General features: G+C 72.7%; 12 protein-coding genes. 6 read left to right on the top strand and 6 right to left on the bottom strand.

The window, feature by feature from the left end; all coding sequences use genetic code 11:
• Positions 1 to 22: 22 nt before the first annotated feature.
• Positions 23 to 2743, bottom strand: coding sequence for a helix-turn-helix transcriptional regulator (locus ASD18_RS11940; protein WP_056091012.1), 2721 nt, complete (start codon positions 2741 to 2743; stop codon positions 23 to 25).
• Between the two features lie 141 nt (positions 2744 to 2884).
• Here ASD18_RS11940 and ASD18_RS21770 point away from each other — a divergent pair, with 141 nt between their 5' ends.
• Together ASD18_RS21770 and ASD18_RS11930 are read left to right on the top strand one after the other, a co-directional pair.
• Positions 2885 to 4258, top strand: a complete 1374-nt coding sequence (locus ASD18_RS21770; protein WP_156387948.1) for an alpha/beta fold hydrolase — start codon at positions 2885 to 2887, stop codon at positions 4256 to 4258.
• A gap of 38 nt (positions 4259 to 4296) precedes the next feature.
• Positions 4297 to 4692 (top strand): hypothetical protein, encoded by a 396-nt coding sequence (locus tag ASD18_RS11930; protein WP_056091004.1) that lies wholly within the window; start codon positions 4297 to 4299, stop codon positions 4690 to 4692.
• 65 nt (positions 4693 to 4757) lie between these two features.
• Here the strand turns inward: ASD18_RS11930 and ASD18_RS11925 are convergent, their stop codons facing one another.
• From ASD18_RS11925 to ASD18_RS11915, 3 genes are all read right to left on the bottom strand, one after another.
• Positions 4758 to 5267: a metallophosphoesterase gene (locus tag ASD18_RS11925; protein ID WP_056091001.1), complete on the bottom strand. Its 510-nt coding sequence runs from the start codon at positions 5265 to 5267 to the stop codon at positions 4758 to 4760.
• Between the two features lie 27 nt (positions 5268 to 5294).
• A complete protein-coding gene (locus ASD18_RS11920; RefSeq protein ID WP_156387947.1) occupies positions 5295 to 6659 on the bottom strand; it encodes a M23 family metallopeptidase in 1365 nt (454 codons plus the stop codon).
• A gap of 279 nt (positions 6660 to 6938) precedes the next feature.
• Positions 6939 to 7739, bottom strand: a complete 801-nt coding sequence (locus ASD18_RS11915; RefSeq protein ID WP_056090998.1) for an isocitrate lyase/phosphoenolpyruvate mutase family protein — start codon at positions 7737 to 7739, stop codon at positions 6939 to 6941.
• A gap of 180 nt (positions 7740 to 7919) precedes the next feature.
• Between ASD18_RS11915 and ASD18_RS11910 the strand changes: the two genes are divergently transcribed.
• The 4 genes from ASD18_RS11910 to ASD18_RS11895 all read left to right on the top strand — a co-directional run bounded on the left by ASD18_RS11910 (position 7920) and on the right by ASD18_RS11895 (position 10827).
• Positions 7920 to 8426: a hypothetical protein gene (locus ASD18_RS11910; RefSeq protein WP_200938540.1), complete on the top strand. Its 507-nt coding sequence runs from the start codon at positions 7920 to 7922 to the stop codon at positions 8424 to 8426.
• Positions 8426 to 9283 (top strand): alpha/beta fold hydrolase, encoded by an 858-nt coding sequence (locus tag ASD18_RS11905; protein ID WP_082573812.1) that lies wholly within the window; start codon positions 8426 to 8428, stop codon positions 9281 to 9283. Before ASD18_RS11910 ends, ASD18_RS11905 begins: the two co-directional genes overlap by 1 nt.
• 27 nt (positions 9284 to 9310) lie before the next feature.
• On the top strand, positions 9311 to 10177 hold the full coding sequence (locus ASD18_RS11900; protein WP_056090989.1) for an alpha/beta hydrolase: 867 nt from the start codon (positions 9311 to 9313) through the stop codon (positions 10175 to 10177).
• A gap of 191 nt (positions 10178 to 10368) precedes the next feature.
• Complete coding sequence (locus ASD18_RS11895) at positions 10369 to 10827, top strand: DUF1579 family protein (RefSeq protein WP_056090987.1); 459 nt, start codon at positions 10369 to 10371, stop codon at positions 10825 to 10827.
• 50 nt (positions 10828 to 10877) lie between these two features.
• Here the strand turns inward: ASD18_RS11895 and ASD18_RS11890 are convergent, their stop codons facing one another.
• Together ASD18_RS11890 and ASD18_RS11885 are read right to left on the bottom strand one after the other, a co-directional pair.
• A complete protein-coding gene (locus tag ASD18_RS11890; RefSeq protein ID WP_056090983.1) occupies positions 10878 to 11642 on the bottom strand; it encodes an ABC transporter permease in 765 nt (254 codons plus the stop codon).
• Complete coding sequence (locus ASD18_RS11885; protein ID WP_056090980.1) at positions 11639 to 12412, bottom strand: ABC transporter ATP-binding protein; 774 nt, start codon at positions 12410 to 12412, stop codon at positions 11639 to 11641. The genes ASD18_RS11890 and ASD18_RS11885 overlap by 4 nt, the downstream gene beginning before the upstream one ends.
• Positions 12413 to 12427: the final 15 nt, after the last annotated feature.

The following is a 12427-nucleotide window of genomic DNA, read 5'->3' as shown; positions in this document are numbered from 1 at the left end:
GCGTCGATCCCGGTGTCGCCCGTCAGGAGAGGGTCAGCTGCGCGAGCGCTCCCCGCGATGTCACACCGGTCTTCGCGAAGCAGTTGCGCAGGTGGAAGGCGACGGTCCTGGGCGACACCCAGCACTGGGCGGCGACCTCCTTGTTGGACAGTCCCTGACTGACCAGCTGCGCGACCTGCCGCTCCATGGGCGTGAGCGTGACCAGGGTGGAGACGTCACGCTTGCGCGCCGTCTCCCCCGAGGCCCGCAGCTCGTTCGCTGCCCGGGTGCCCAGGGGTCCAGCGCGCAGGTCCTCGAACATCTCCAGCGCCCGACGCAGGTGGGTGCGCGCATCGATGCGCTGCTGGGCGCGTCGCAGGTGCTCCCCGTACGCGAGGTGCGTGCGCGCCAGGTCGAAGGGCCGCCGGGCGTGGGCGTAGTGCCCGATCGAGCGCTCGAAGAGACCCGCTGCGTCGGCATCCTTCGCCACCAGTGCCCTGCCGTGGTCCACGGCCCCGAGCGCCCAGGGCCAACGGGTCGACTGGGCGAACGGGACCAGCTCGTCGACCCAGGCGCGGGCATGATCGATCTCGCCCGCGCGCACCGCAGCGTCGATCCGGTCGATCGCGGCCATCCGAGCGAGCGCGGGGATCTGTATCTGGCTGAGGTGATGGTGGGCGGCGTGGTGCGCGCCGGACTGCGCGGCGCGCGCTCCGTCCGCCCATCGCCGAAGGTCGCTCGTCGGGCCGGCCAGGATCCCGAGAGGGTGGCGATCCACGATGTCGTCCAGCTCGGCGAGCTGGTCGGGATCGACCGCCTCACCGCGCAGCGCGGCCAGGAGCGCGAGCCATGCCAGGGGCGTCGCCGCCAGAGCGGTGTGTCCGGTGCTGCGGCTCAGCGCGTGCGCCTCGTCGGCGAGCCGCAGCACCGTCGACCACTGCCCGAGGAGGAACTGCGGGAACGCGAGCCGGGGCAGCGCGTACAGCACGGTCATCCCGGCACCGTGCTCGCGCGCCCCGTCGAGCATCGCGGCGAAGCAGCGCGCGGCAGCGACGTCGTCGCCGAGGTGGACGGCAGCCTGTCCGAGGTGGGCCAGGACGTCCGGGTCTCCACTGGTGACGCCCTCGTCCAGCGCGGCTCGGAACTCGTTCACGGCGTCGGCCCAGCGCCCCTGCGATGCCGACGTCATGGCGCGCAACAGCGTGTGGAGGGTCCGGTCGCGCGCGCTGACCCCTCCGAGCGGTCGGTCGGCGATCACGTCGGGATCCACGGTGAGACCGCTGTCGCCTCCGTAGGCAGCGAGCCCGGCAGCGGCAACGGCCAGATCGAGTGCGCGACCCGGTGCACGGGTGGCAGCGGCCAGCGCCGCCGTGGCATAGATGCGGTGGGCGGCGGAGCCTGAACCCATGGTGACCTCGATCCGCCCTCGGAGGCGGTCGATGTCGGCGAGGAGGGCCGGGTCCCCCGTCTCACCGCGCGCGGCGGACGCGAGCAGCCGGGTCCGAGACACCTGACCGGCGGCCCAGGCGTTGCGGGCGGCAGCGAACCGCCGCGACGCTCGCAGCTCGGTGTCGGGCGTCAGCTCGGCCGAGCGTTCCCAGAAGTCCGCGGCGGCGACGTACCCGCCCCGCTGTTCGGCGCCGGCGCCGGCGGCGTGCAGCGAAGCGGCGAGCATCGCGTCAGGGCCCTCGGCGGCCGCCCCGGCGTGCCACGCCTGACGGTCGGGCTCGCCGTGGCCCTCGAGTGCTGCAGCGAGTGCGCGGTGCACGGAACGCCGTTCGCTCCCGGTGGCCGCCTGGTGGATCGCCGAACGCACCAGCGGATGGCGGACGCGCAGGGTGTCGCCGTCCGTGTCCACCAGCCCGGAGCTCTCGGCCTGCTCCAGCGCGTCCTCGCCGAGCCCGAGGATCACCGCCGCCCGACGGACCGTGGCGATCCGCCCTGAGTCGTCCGCGGCCACGATCAGGAGGACGCCCTGAGCCGGATCCGGCAGGCGTCGTGCGCGCTCGAGGAAGGCCCGCTCCATGTCCGCGGTGAGGAGCAGACGATCGGGCACGGGTGCGTCGCCGGTGAGCTGCGCAGACGTCAGCGTGCCCGCCAGCTCGCCGAGCGCCAACGGGTTGCCGTCGCTCTGGACCACCAGCAGGTCGAGGACGTCGTGGGCGGCCGGGAGACCCGCCTTCTCGGCGATCAGAGCCCCGGCCGACTCCCTGTCGAGCCGACCGACCACCAGGGACGGGACGCCCTCGTGGCGGAACGAGGTGGCGGCCCCGTCCCGCACCGAGAAGAGCATCACCACGCGGTCGGCCTGCAGCCGGCGCGCGGTGAACAGCAGCGCATCGGCGGAGGCTGCGTCGAGCCAGTGTGCGTCGTCGACGACGACGAGCACCGGCTGGAGCTCCGCGGCCTCGGTCAGCACCGACAGGGTCGCGACCGCCACGAGGAACGGGTCGACCCGGCCCACGTCGCGCCGGCCGAGTGCGGCGCCGAGCGCATCGGCCTGCGGGGCGGGGATCCGCTCGATCAGCGAGAGCACGGGCCGCAGGAGACGGTGGAGGGCGGCGAAGGCGAGAGGGGACTCGGACTCCAGTCCCCCGGTCCGCAGGACCAGCACCCCGCTCGCGGCAGCGGCCACGTCATCGAGCAGCGCGGTCTTGCCGATACCGGGATCACCATGGAGCACCAGGGCACCGGCCCGGCCCGCACACGCCTCGTGGACGAGCGCGAGCAGCGTGGCCCGTTCGACGTCCCGCCCGTGCAGCACGGGTCGACGCTACTCGCGGGTGGCGGCCCGAACCCGGCACTTTGACCGGGGTGAGCGCGGTGCGACGCGACGACGCTGGCGAGGTCGACAGGACCCGTGCCGACCGGTGACTGCCCGCAGCAGCGCGAGGAGCGACACATCATGACCACCACGACCCTTCCCGAGGCTCACCACCAGGCGCCACAGGCAACGAGCTCCGCACCCGGGCGGCTCGGCCGGCTCACGGCACTGTCCTTCGCGATCGGCGCCTCGAGCGCGCTGCTGCTGACGCTCGTGGCTGCGTTCCGCGGGGCTCCCGAGCCGGTGCTCACAGGCTCCGGGCTGATCGGGTTCGCCCTCGGCTGGGCCCTGCTGGCCGTCCTGTCGAGTCGACGCACCGACGAGCCCCAGCGGTGGGCTGCCGTCCCCGCCGCGGTGATGGGCGTGACGGGGATCGTCCTGGCCGCCACCGCACCGGACGACGCCGCACTGACGACGGCCGGCTGGGTGTGGGCGCCTGCGATGCTCGCACTGGCCGCGTGGACCGCAGTCCGAGCCACCCGCTCGCTCCACTCGAAGGCACGCGCGTGGCTGGTGCTGCCCGCCCTCGTGTTGCTCGCACTGGTCTCCCTGGGCGGCCTCGTCGAGACCGTGCGCGTGACGTCAGACTCGGCGTCGATGCCGATGCCGGGCCGCTCCGTGGACATCGGCGGGCGCACCCTGCACCTCCACTGCTCGGGGACCGGGGCGCCGACCGTCGTCCTCGAAGGCGGCCTCGGCGAGATGTCGAGCTCCTGGAGCGGGATCGCCGACGACGTCAGCGTGACGTCCCGTGTCTGCGCGTACGACCGCGCCGGCCAGGGCTGGAGCGACGACACCGACGCCTCGCGCGACGCGCTGGGGATCGCGGCCGACCTCCACGCCCTGCTCGAGAAGTCGGGCGAGCCGGGACCGTACGTCCTCGTGGGGCACTCGTCCGGCGGCCTCTACGCCATGACCTATGCCGCGGAGCACCCCGACGACGTCGCCGGGATGGTCCTGCTCGACGCCACGAACCCGTACCTGCTCGAGGCGAGCCTGGCGGGCAAGGCCGGCGGAGGCAGCGGACCCCTGGCTCTCCTGCCCTCGCTCGCTCGCATGGGGCTGGCGCAGCTCATGCCCTCGTCGGCCGGCACCAACCTCGACGCGCGCGCGGCGGCTGCCTTCCAGGCCTTCGAGTCCACCGCACGGGCCGCGACGAACACCGTCGACGAGGTCTCGGAGTACGCGCGGGTCTTCCCGCAGGCCCGCACCCTGACCACGCTGGGGTCGCGCCCGCTCGTCGTGGTCACCCTCGCCGACAAGGAAGCGACCGACGCGGCCGGCTACGCAGCCCAGCAGCGGTTCAGCCAGCTGTCCACGAACAGCGCGTTGCGGACTGCCGACACCACCCACTCCGGGCTGGTGGACGACCGTCACGGTGCCACGTTCTCCGTGCGGGCGATCGCCGACGTCGTGGAGGCGGTCCGGGCCGGAACCGTGCTGGCCCAGCCGTGAGCACCACCACTCCGGCGCTCCGGGCGGATGATGGAGCCATGGGCGTGCCGAAGGAGACCTCCGCGAGCATCGAGATACCCGTGAACCCGGACCTCGCGTGGCGCGCCCTGACGACCGCCGCCGGTGCGCCGACCGAACCTCCGGTCTGGCACCTGGAACACGCGGCCGTCACGCTCGACACCTTCTCCCCCGCGGAGGCCGCGGGCGGGTACGGGGCGTGGAACGGGGTCGAGTACCGGGTGTCCGCGCACCTGGTTCCCCGCGGTGCCCGCCAGACCTTGGTCGTGCTGACGGCCGAGTCCGACCTTGAGCCGCACGGCATCGCCGGCGCCGCACGGGCAGCGAGATCGCGCCGTCAGGTGCGGCGCGATCTCGAGGCCCTCGCCGCCGCCGTCGGCGAGCAGGTCGCCCGCTGGAGCACGACCGCCGGCTGACGGACGCGGTGCGGCGGGGAGGACGTCCTCCCCGCCGCACCCATCTGCATGGGCCGTGGGGCCGGTCAGGAGCGTTGTGGCCGGTCGACCTGGTGCAGCACGACGTCGACGAGGGCACCGGCTCGGATCTCCGCCGTCATGAACGTCGCGAACGGCTGACGCCGGCGGTCCGTCGGCGATCCGGGGTTCAGCAGGCGCAGCCCCGCCGGGGTGATCGAGTCCCACGGGATGTGGCTGTGTCCGAAGACCAGCACGTCGAGGCGCGGGTACGCGGCGTCGCACCGGCGCTCGCGGCCCGTCGCCGGTCCCGTCTCGTGCACGACGCCGAGCCGGAGGCCGTCCAGGTCGACGCGCGCGACCCTCGGCAGCAGTCGGTGCAGAGTGGGACCGTCGTTGTTGCCGTGGCAGCCGACCAGCCGGCGGGACCGCCGGGCGAGCACGTCGCAGAACTCGTCGGACACCCAGTCGCCGGCGTGCACCACGACGTCCGCCTCGTCCACGGCCTCCCAGGCGACACCGGGGAGGTCACGCGCCCTCCGGGGGACGTGGGTGTCGGCGAGCAGCACCAGGCGCATGCTCCGATCTTGCCGTCCGCCAGCCGCTCAGCGGCCCAGCAGAGGTCGCGGGTTCACGGTCGAGCCGTTCACGTAGACCTCGAAGTGCAGGTGGCACGCACCGGAGAGGCCCGTGTTCCCGGAGTAGCCGATCAGCTCTCCCTTGGAGACGCCCTGTCCTGCCCGGACGATCGAGCGGGTCAGGTGGTTCGAGCTGCTCATGACCGAGTTCCCCCCGACCGTCCCGTAGTCGAGCATGACCTGGTTGCCGAAGCCGTTGCGCCACTGCGACCAGAGCACCGTCGCGTCGCGCGGCGCGTACAAGGGCGTGTTGCACCCGGTGCGCAGGTCGATGCCGGCGTGCAGGCGCACGTAGCCCAGGATCGGGTGCAACCGCATGCCGTACTCCGAGGTCACGTACATGGGGTTGATCGAGGTCGGGTTGGCGAACAGCGCTCCGGACACCGATCCCGACGGGGGCGGCACCGGCGCCGGCGGAGGTGCCGGGGGCGGCGGCTCGCGCCCGGCGGCTTCCGCGGCGGCACGTGCAGCGGCCTCGGCGGCCGCACGGGCAGCAGCCTCGGCGGCTCGTGCCGCGGCCTCGGCAGCCTCGCGGGCGGCCCGTTGCTCGGCGATGATCGCGACGAGCTCGCGCTCGATGGTGGCCCGCTCGGCGTCGATCTCCGCCTGCTCGGCCTCGGCCTGCGCCTTGAGCGAGGCGATCGCGTCCTGCCTGGCGCTCTGGTCGGCGATGAGCTGGTTGATCTCGTCCTCGCGCGTCTGCGCGACCTGTCGGGCTTCGTCGGCGGCGACGACGTTGGCCTCGGCCTGCTCCTTCAGCTCGGCGACGCGATCGCTCACGGCGCCCAGCCGGGCCTCGCTGTTGCGGTTGTTCGCATCGACCTGGCGCAGCTCGTCCAGGACACGCGCCTGGCTGCGCAGCGCCGCATCGACCAGCCGCGCGTTGTCGAGGAAGTCGGTGGCGTCCTTGGCATCGAGCATCACGTCCATCGCGGAGACCCCGGGTGCGCCCCGGTACGCCTCCCGCGCCATCGCTCCCACGGCCGCGCGAAGCTCCTTCTCGTCGGCCCGGTCGGCAGCGATGGTCGCGGTGAGGCTGCCTCGCAGGTCCGTCGCGTCCTGGAGCCGGCTGGCGAGGATGGCTGCCTCGCGCTGGGTCGCCTCCAGGGCCGCGCGAGCGTCCTCGAGCTCGGCCTGTGCCGCGGGCAGGCGCGCCTGGGTGGCCTGCAGGTCGAGCGCGGCTTGGCTCAGCTCGCTGCTGAGACCCTCGATGGACGCTTCCAGCTCCTCGGCGCGCCGGTCGGCTTCGCTGCTGCGCCGTTCGGCCTCGGCACGGCGGTCGTCGATGCCGTCGGCGTAGCTGGCCCCTCCGGTCCCCGTCAGGGCGATCACCGCCGCGAGAAGGACGGCACCCGTCCGACGCCGCAGCCGACGGCTCGGCACGGCAGACGACGCCGTCGGCCGGACCGGTGTCTCGCAAAAGGGCATCGACATGTGTGGGACGGCCGGTGTCGGGGACAGGGAGCTGGCGCGGCCGTGGGCAGGTTAAGCGCGCGTCGTCGCGCGATGTCGTCCTGACACGCGACCTGCGGCTCCTGGATCTCGAGACTCACGCGAAATGTCCGAGATCGAACGCATATCTGCGGACGGCGGGTCCGCGTGCCCGCGCTCTCAGTCGCCGAACAGGGCCTCGACATCGGGGAGGCGCTCGAAGCGCGTGAACGTCCCCTGCTCCGCGATCTCCCTGGCGGCCGCCAGAACTCCGTCCCACGCGGTCCGCGCGAGCGTGCCCCCCACGCTGATACGGCGGACCCCGAGCCGCGCGGCCTCGGCAACCGTGGTGAACGGAGAGTTGATCAGGAGGTTCACCGGCTTCGGTGACACCGCGGCCACGATGGCGGACACGTGCTCCAGGTTGTCGATCCGCGGAGCGTAGAGGCAGTCCGCGCCGGCGTCCGCGTACGCACGGAGCCTTCGGATCGTCTCGTCGATGTCGGGACGGCCGCAGACGAACCCCTCGGAGCGGCCCGTCAGCACGATCCCCGTGCCGCTCTCGTCGATCGCTCGGCGCGCGGCGGCCACCCGCGCCACGGCCAGCTCGAAGTCGAACAGCGGATGGGCCTCATCCCCTGACGAGTCCTCGATCGAGAGTCCGGCGATCCCCGTCGCCGCGGCCAGCTTCACGTTCGCCGCGACTCCGGCGGGGTCCACCGCGTACCCGTCCTTGAAGTCCGCGTTGACCGGCACCGACACGGCCCCGGCGATCTGACGGAGATGCTCGAGCGTCTGATCGCGGGTGACTCGGGCATCCGGGAGGCCGAGCGACCAGGCCAAGCCGGCACTCGTCGTGGCCAACGCCGTGAACCCCAGCGCTTCCAGGAGCCGTGCGCTCCCGACGTCCCACGGGTTCGGCATCACGAAGCACCCCGCACCGTGCAACCGACGGAACTCGGCGACCCGATCCTCGTCCATGTCCGCACCACACCCCGTCAGCGAGCCAGGTCTTCGCACCCTAGCCCGATCCGGTCGACCCGTGGGCAGTCGGTGCCCGCTGAGCCACGACGCGCGCCTCCGGTGACCTTCGGCCCTGTCCCCCGCTGCGAGTGTGGCGAGAGCCTCGAGGTGAGGTCCCCGCACCGGAGGGAGCATCCCGTGAGCACAGTCGGCGAAGCTGCAACGTCCTCGCGCCCACGCCCGCCCCGGTCCGCACGACGGGTCGGCTACCTCATCGGCGCGCTGGTCGACGGCGCGATCCTGTGGCTCGTCAACATCAGCCCGGGCTGGCAGGTCGTACCGTTCCTGACACCCGAGCTCGGCAGCGTGCTGCCGCTGGTCAACCTCTCGATCGCCGTCGGGCTCGTGGCGAACCTGGTCTACGTCCTCGTCGACCCGCCGTGGCTGCGGGCGGCCGGCGACGCCATCGTCCCGGCCGTCGGACTCCTCCCGCTGATCGCGTTGTGGCGGGTGTTCCCGTTCGCCTTCGAGGACCAGTCGTTCGACTGGGAGCTCGTCGTGCGGATCCTGCTCGGCCTCGGGATCGTCGGCAGCCTGATCGGGATCGTCGTGGCGCTGGCCACCCTGCTGCGCCGCCCCTGGAGGCGCAGGGCCGTCGAACCGGGCGTGCAGGGTACCCACGAGCGGGCGGCGTCGGAGGGCTGATGGCCGCGCGGGTACGCGGAAGGCCCGCGGTGGGGTCGACGGTCCGGGAGGGGACGCTGGCCGGAGGCCTGCCGTACCTCGCGATCGGGTCGGGACCCCCGGTCGTCGTGCTGGCCGGACTCGACGGCACGGGCGGCACGACGAACCCGGCCGGTCCCGCGCGGACGTTCGAGCTGCGCCCCTACCGTCGCCTCGCCGCGCACCGGACCGTGCTCGTCGTGCGACGCTCCCCCGGCATCGCGACCGGCTGCACGATGGCACAGCTGGCGTCGCAGCACGCGCAGGCCCTCGCCGGCGAGCTCGCTCTGCCTGTCGACGTCATCGGTGTCTCCACGGGTGCGTCCATCGGGCTGCAGCTGGCGCTCGACCATCCCGGCTGCGTGCGTCGCCTCGTGCTCCTCGCGGGGGCGTGCCGACTGTCGGACCAGGGACGCGCCGTCCAGCGCACGCAAGCAGCGCTCGTGCGCGAGGGCCGCTATCGGCGCGCCATGGCGGCGACCGTCCCGGCTGTCTTCTCGTCCGCCGCGTCGCGCCTGGCGATGCGCACGCTCGTCCCCCTGACGGCCCGACCCCTCACCCGTCAGCAGGCCGACGACCTCGTGCGGACGATCGAGGCCGAGGACGCCTTCGACCTGACCGGATCTCTGGACCGCATCGGTGCACCGACGCTGGTGATCGGAGGGACCGCCGACGGCTACTACGGGCCCGACCTGTTCAGACGCACGGCCTCGGACCTGCCCCGCGGGGCACTCCGTCTGCTGCCGGGCAACAGCCACGCGGCCACGGTCTCCAGCGCGCGCGCCGCCCGCGAGATCCTGGAGTTCCTGCAGGCGCCCGAACCGGCGACGCTCGGATAGGCGCCTCCGCGGAGAGACGATCGGACCATGGCGGAGCGGACGCACGGTCGTCGGGCCCTGCCGCGGGTCGCCGCGGTCGTCGCGGTCGTGCTCCTCGTCGGCATCGGACTGGTTCTCGCGTTCCAGCGCTCGCTCGTCTTCGTCCCGGACCGGAGCTCTCCTCCCGCGGTGGACGACGCGCTGCCGGGAGCCAGGGAGGTCTCCCTGCGGACCACCGACGGGCTGACGCTCACGGCGTGGCACCTGCCGGCACCGGAGGGCTGCACGTCGACGGTTCTCGTGATGCCGGGCAACGGTGGCCATCGCGGTTCCCGCGCTCCGCTCGCTGCGGCGCTCGCCTCCGCGGGCTTCGGGGTCCTCCTGCTGGAGTACCGGGGCTACGGGGGGAACCCGGGATCGCCGTCCGAGGCGGGTCTGACCCGCGACGCCCGGGCCGCCCGCGCGTACCTGCTCGACGCAGGCGTTCCCGAGACGTCTCTGATCTACCTCGGAGAGAGCCTCGGTGCCGCGGTCGCCGCCGGGCTGGCCGCCGAGCACCCGCCCGCCGCGCTCGTCCTGCGGTCCCCGTTCACGACGCTCGCCGACGCCGCGCGGGCCGCCTACCGCGTGCCGGTGGGGGCCCTGCTGCTCGACCGGTTCGACGTCGTCGCCGCCGTGCGCCGCACGACCATGCCCGTCGCAGTCGTGCTCGGGGGCGCGGACACCACCGTCCCGCCCGGTCTGAGCCGGTCCGTCGCGGACGCCGCCCGGGAGGCGCGGCGGGAGGTCGTCGAGGTCGTGGTGCCCGCAGCGGACCACAACGACGCACCGCTGGTCTCCGGTCCGGACTTGGTGGACGCGGTGGTGGACGTCGCGATCCTCGGGTCGGCGCCGCCGTGCCTCCCAGCCCGGTGAAACCGGGTCTGTGGTCCCGGGATCCGCGCGGTCCGGCCCGGCTCCATGGGCCGCATTGTCCTTCCGACCTACAGGGGCCCCCTCGCGGCCAACCGCGGGTGGGCGGACGTCGTCGCGTCGGGTTCTACCTGCTCGGCTCGTGCCGCTCTTCGGGATGCGCCTGCTCGAGACGCGGGTCGGTACCGTCAGGCATGAGCATCGTCGATCACCTCACCCCGCTGTTCGGCACCTGGCAGGGCACGAACCGCCTGCGCCTGATGCCGACCGACGACTACCAGGCCTCCGCGGCGACCGCGACCGTCGGCGTGACGGCGGCGCGCTTCGTGTCGATCGCTCACACCTGGTCCGACGGCGACGCCGCGCAGGACGGCCTCCTGCTGGTCGGTGGAGACGCGTCGGCTGACGGTGCGCAGGCCGTCTGGGTCGACTCCTGGCACACCGGTGGGACGTGGATGACCTTCAGCGGCGGCGTCGACGACACCGGCGGGGTGCGACTGGAGGGTTCCTACCCCGCGGAGTCCGGACCGGACTGGGGCTGGCACATCCACGTCCGGCCGCAGGACGCGACGATCACCATGCACAACGTCGTGCCTGGGCACGAGCCGTACCAGGTGGTCGAGCTCACCCTGCAGCGCGTCGAGCAGTCGTGACGCGATCCTCGTCCGGTCACCGCGGGTGACCGGACGAGGATCGACGCCTCTCAGCTGATCTTGCGCCGGTAGGTGCGCATCGCGAACACGTAGGCGACGACGAGGATCCCGACGCACCACGCCAGGGCGATCCAGATGTCGTTCCCGACCGGCTGCCCGGAGAACAGGTCCTGGATCGTGTTGACGATCGAGGTCACCGGCTGGTTCTCCGCGAACCACCGCACGGGACCCGACATCGTCTCCGTGGGGACGAAGGCCGAGCTGATGAACGGCAGGAAGATCAGCGGGTAGGAGAACCCGGCGGCTCCGTCCACGGACTTCGCCGAGAGGCCGGCGATGACGGCGACCCACGTGAGCGCCAGCGTGAACAGGGTCAGGATCCCGGCGACCGCCAGCCACGCGCCGATCCCCGCCGACGTGCGGAACCCCATGAGCAGGCCCACCAGCACGATGATCACGATCGTGATCCCGTTGGACGCCAGCGAGGTCAGCACGTGCGCCCAGAGCACCGACGGCCGGGAGATGGGCATCGAGTGGAACCGCTCGAAGATCCCGCTCTGCAGGTCGGTGAACAGGCGGACGGCCGTGTAGGCGATCCCGGACGCGATCGCGATCAGGAGGATGCCGGGCAGCAGGTAGTTGACGTAGTTGTCGGTGCCGGACCGGATCGCCCCGCCGAACACGTAGACGAACAGGAGCATGAGCGCGATCGGCGTGACCGCCGTCGTGATGATCGTGTCCACGCTGCGGGTGATGTGCCGCAGGGAGCGGCCGGTCAGGTCCGCGGTGTCTCCGATGAAGTGGGTGGTGGTCATGACACGTCCTTCCCGACGAGGGCCAGGAAGATCTCCTCCAGGCTCGGCTGCTTCTCGACGTACTCGACGGTCGCGGGCGGCAGGAGCTGCTTGAGCTCCCCGAGGGTGCCGTTCGCGATGATGCGGCCCTCGTGGAGGATCGCGATGCGGTCGGCCAGCTGCTCGGCCTCGTCGAGGTACTGGGTGGTGAGCAGGACGGTGGTCCCCCGCGCGGCCAGCTCCTTGATGACCTGCCACACCTCGATGCGCGCCTCGGGGTCCAGCCCCGTGGTCGGCTCGTCGAGGAAGAGCACCTCGGGCCGTCCGACCAGGCTCATGGCGATGTCGAGGCGGCGACGCATGCCTCCGGAGTACATCGCCACCCTGCGGGATCCGGCCTCCGTGAGGCTGAAACGCGCGAGGAGGTCGTCGGCGATCCGGTCGGGCGCCGGAAGGTGTCGCAGCTTGGCCACCAGCACGAGGTTCTCCTTGCCGGAGAGGATCTCGTCGACCGCGGCGAACTGGCCGGTCAGGCTGATGGACTCACGGACCCGCAGCGGGTCCGTCGTGACGTCGAAGCCGTTGACCGTGGCGGTCCCGGCGTCCGGCTTCAGCAGCGTGGACAGGATCCGCACGATCGTCGTCTTGCCGGCTCCGTTGGACCCGAGCAGCGCGAAGATGCTGCCGGGCGCCACGTCGAAGTCGACGCCCCGCAGGACGTGCAGATCGCCGTAGGACTTCTCCAGGCTCTGGAGGCGGATCGCGGGTGCGCGATCCTGGGTGCTGGTCATGGGTGTCGTTCCCTT

The organism is Cellulomonas sp. Root137, assembly GCF_001426725.1.
Classification (GTDB): domain Bacteria; phylum Actinomycetota; class Actinomycetes; order Actinomycetales; family Cellulomonadaceae; genus Cellulomonas.
Note: the sequence above shows the minus strand (reverse complement) of the source record. Positions and strands in the feature narration are given on the sequence as shown.

What these genes read in the sequence shown, in the direction of transcription:
- ASD18_RS21770 (WP_156387948.1), top strand. Translation starts at nt 2,885, where the DNA reads ATGACCACCACGACCCTTCCCGAGGCTCACCACCAGGCGCCACAGGCA.
- ASD18_RS11930 (WP_056091004.1), top strand. Translation starts at nt 4,297, where the DNA reads ATGGGCGTGCCGAAGGAGACCTCCGCGAGCATCGAGATACCCGTGAAC.
- ASD18_RS11925 (WP_056091001.1), bottom strand. Translation starts at nt 5,267, where the DNA reads ATGCGCCTGGTGCTGCTCGCCGACACCCACGTCCCCCGGAGGGCGCGT.
- ASD18_RS11915 (WP_056090998.1), bottom strand. Translation starts at nt 7,739, where the DNA reads ATGGACGAGGATCGGGTCGCCGAGTTCCGTCGGTTGCACGGTGCGGGG.
- ASD18_RS11905 (WP_082573812.1), top strand. Translation starts at nt 8,426, where the DNA reads ATGGCCGCGCGGGTACGCGGAAGGCCCGCGGTGGGGTCGACGGTCCGG.
- ASD18_RS11900 (WP_056090989.1), top strand. Translation starts at nt 9,311, where the DNA reads ATGGCGGAGCGGACGCACGGTCGTCGGGCCCTGCCGCGGGTCGCCGCG.
- ASD18_RS11895 (WP_056090987.1), top strand. Translation starts at nt 10,369, where the DNA reads ATGAGCATCGTCGATCACCTCACCCCGCTGTTCGGCACCTGGCAGGGC.
- ASD18_RS11890 (WP_056090983.1), bottom strand. Translation starts at nt 11,642, where the DNA reads ATGACCACCACCCACTTCATCGGAGACACCGCGGACCTGACCGGCCGC.
- ASD18_RS11885 (WP_056090980.1), bottom strand. Translation starts at nt 12,412, where the DNA reads ATGACCAGCACCCAGGATCGCGCACCCGCGATCCGCCTCCAGAGCCTG.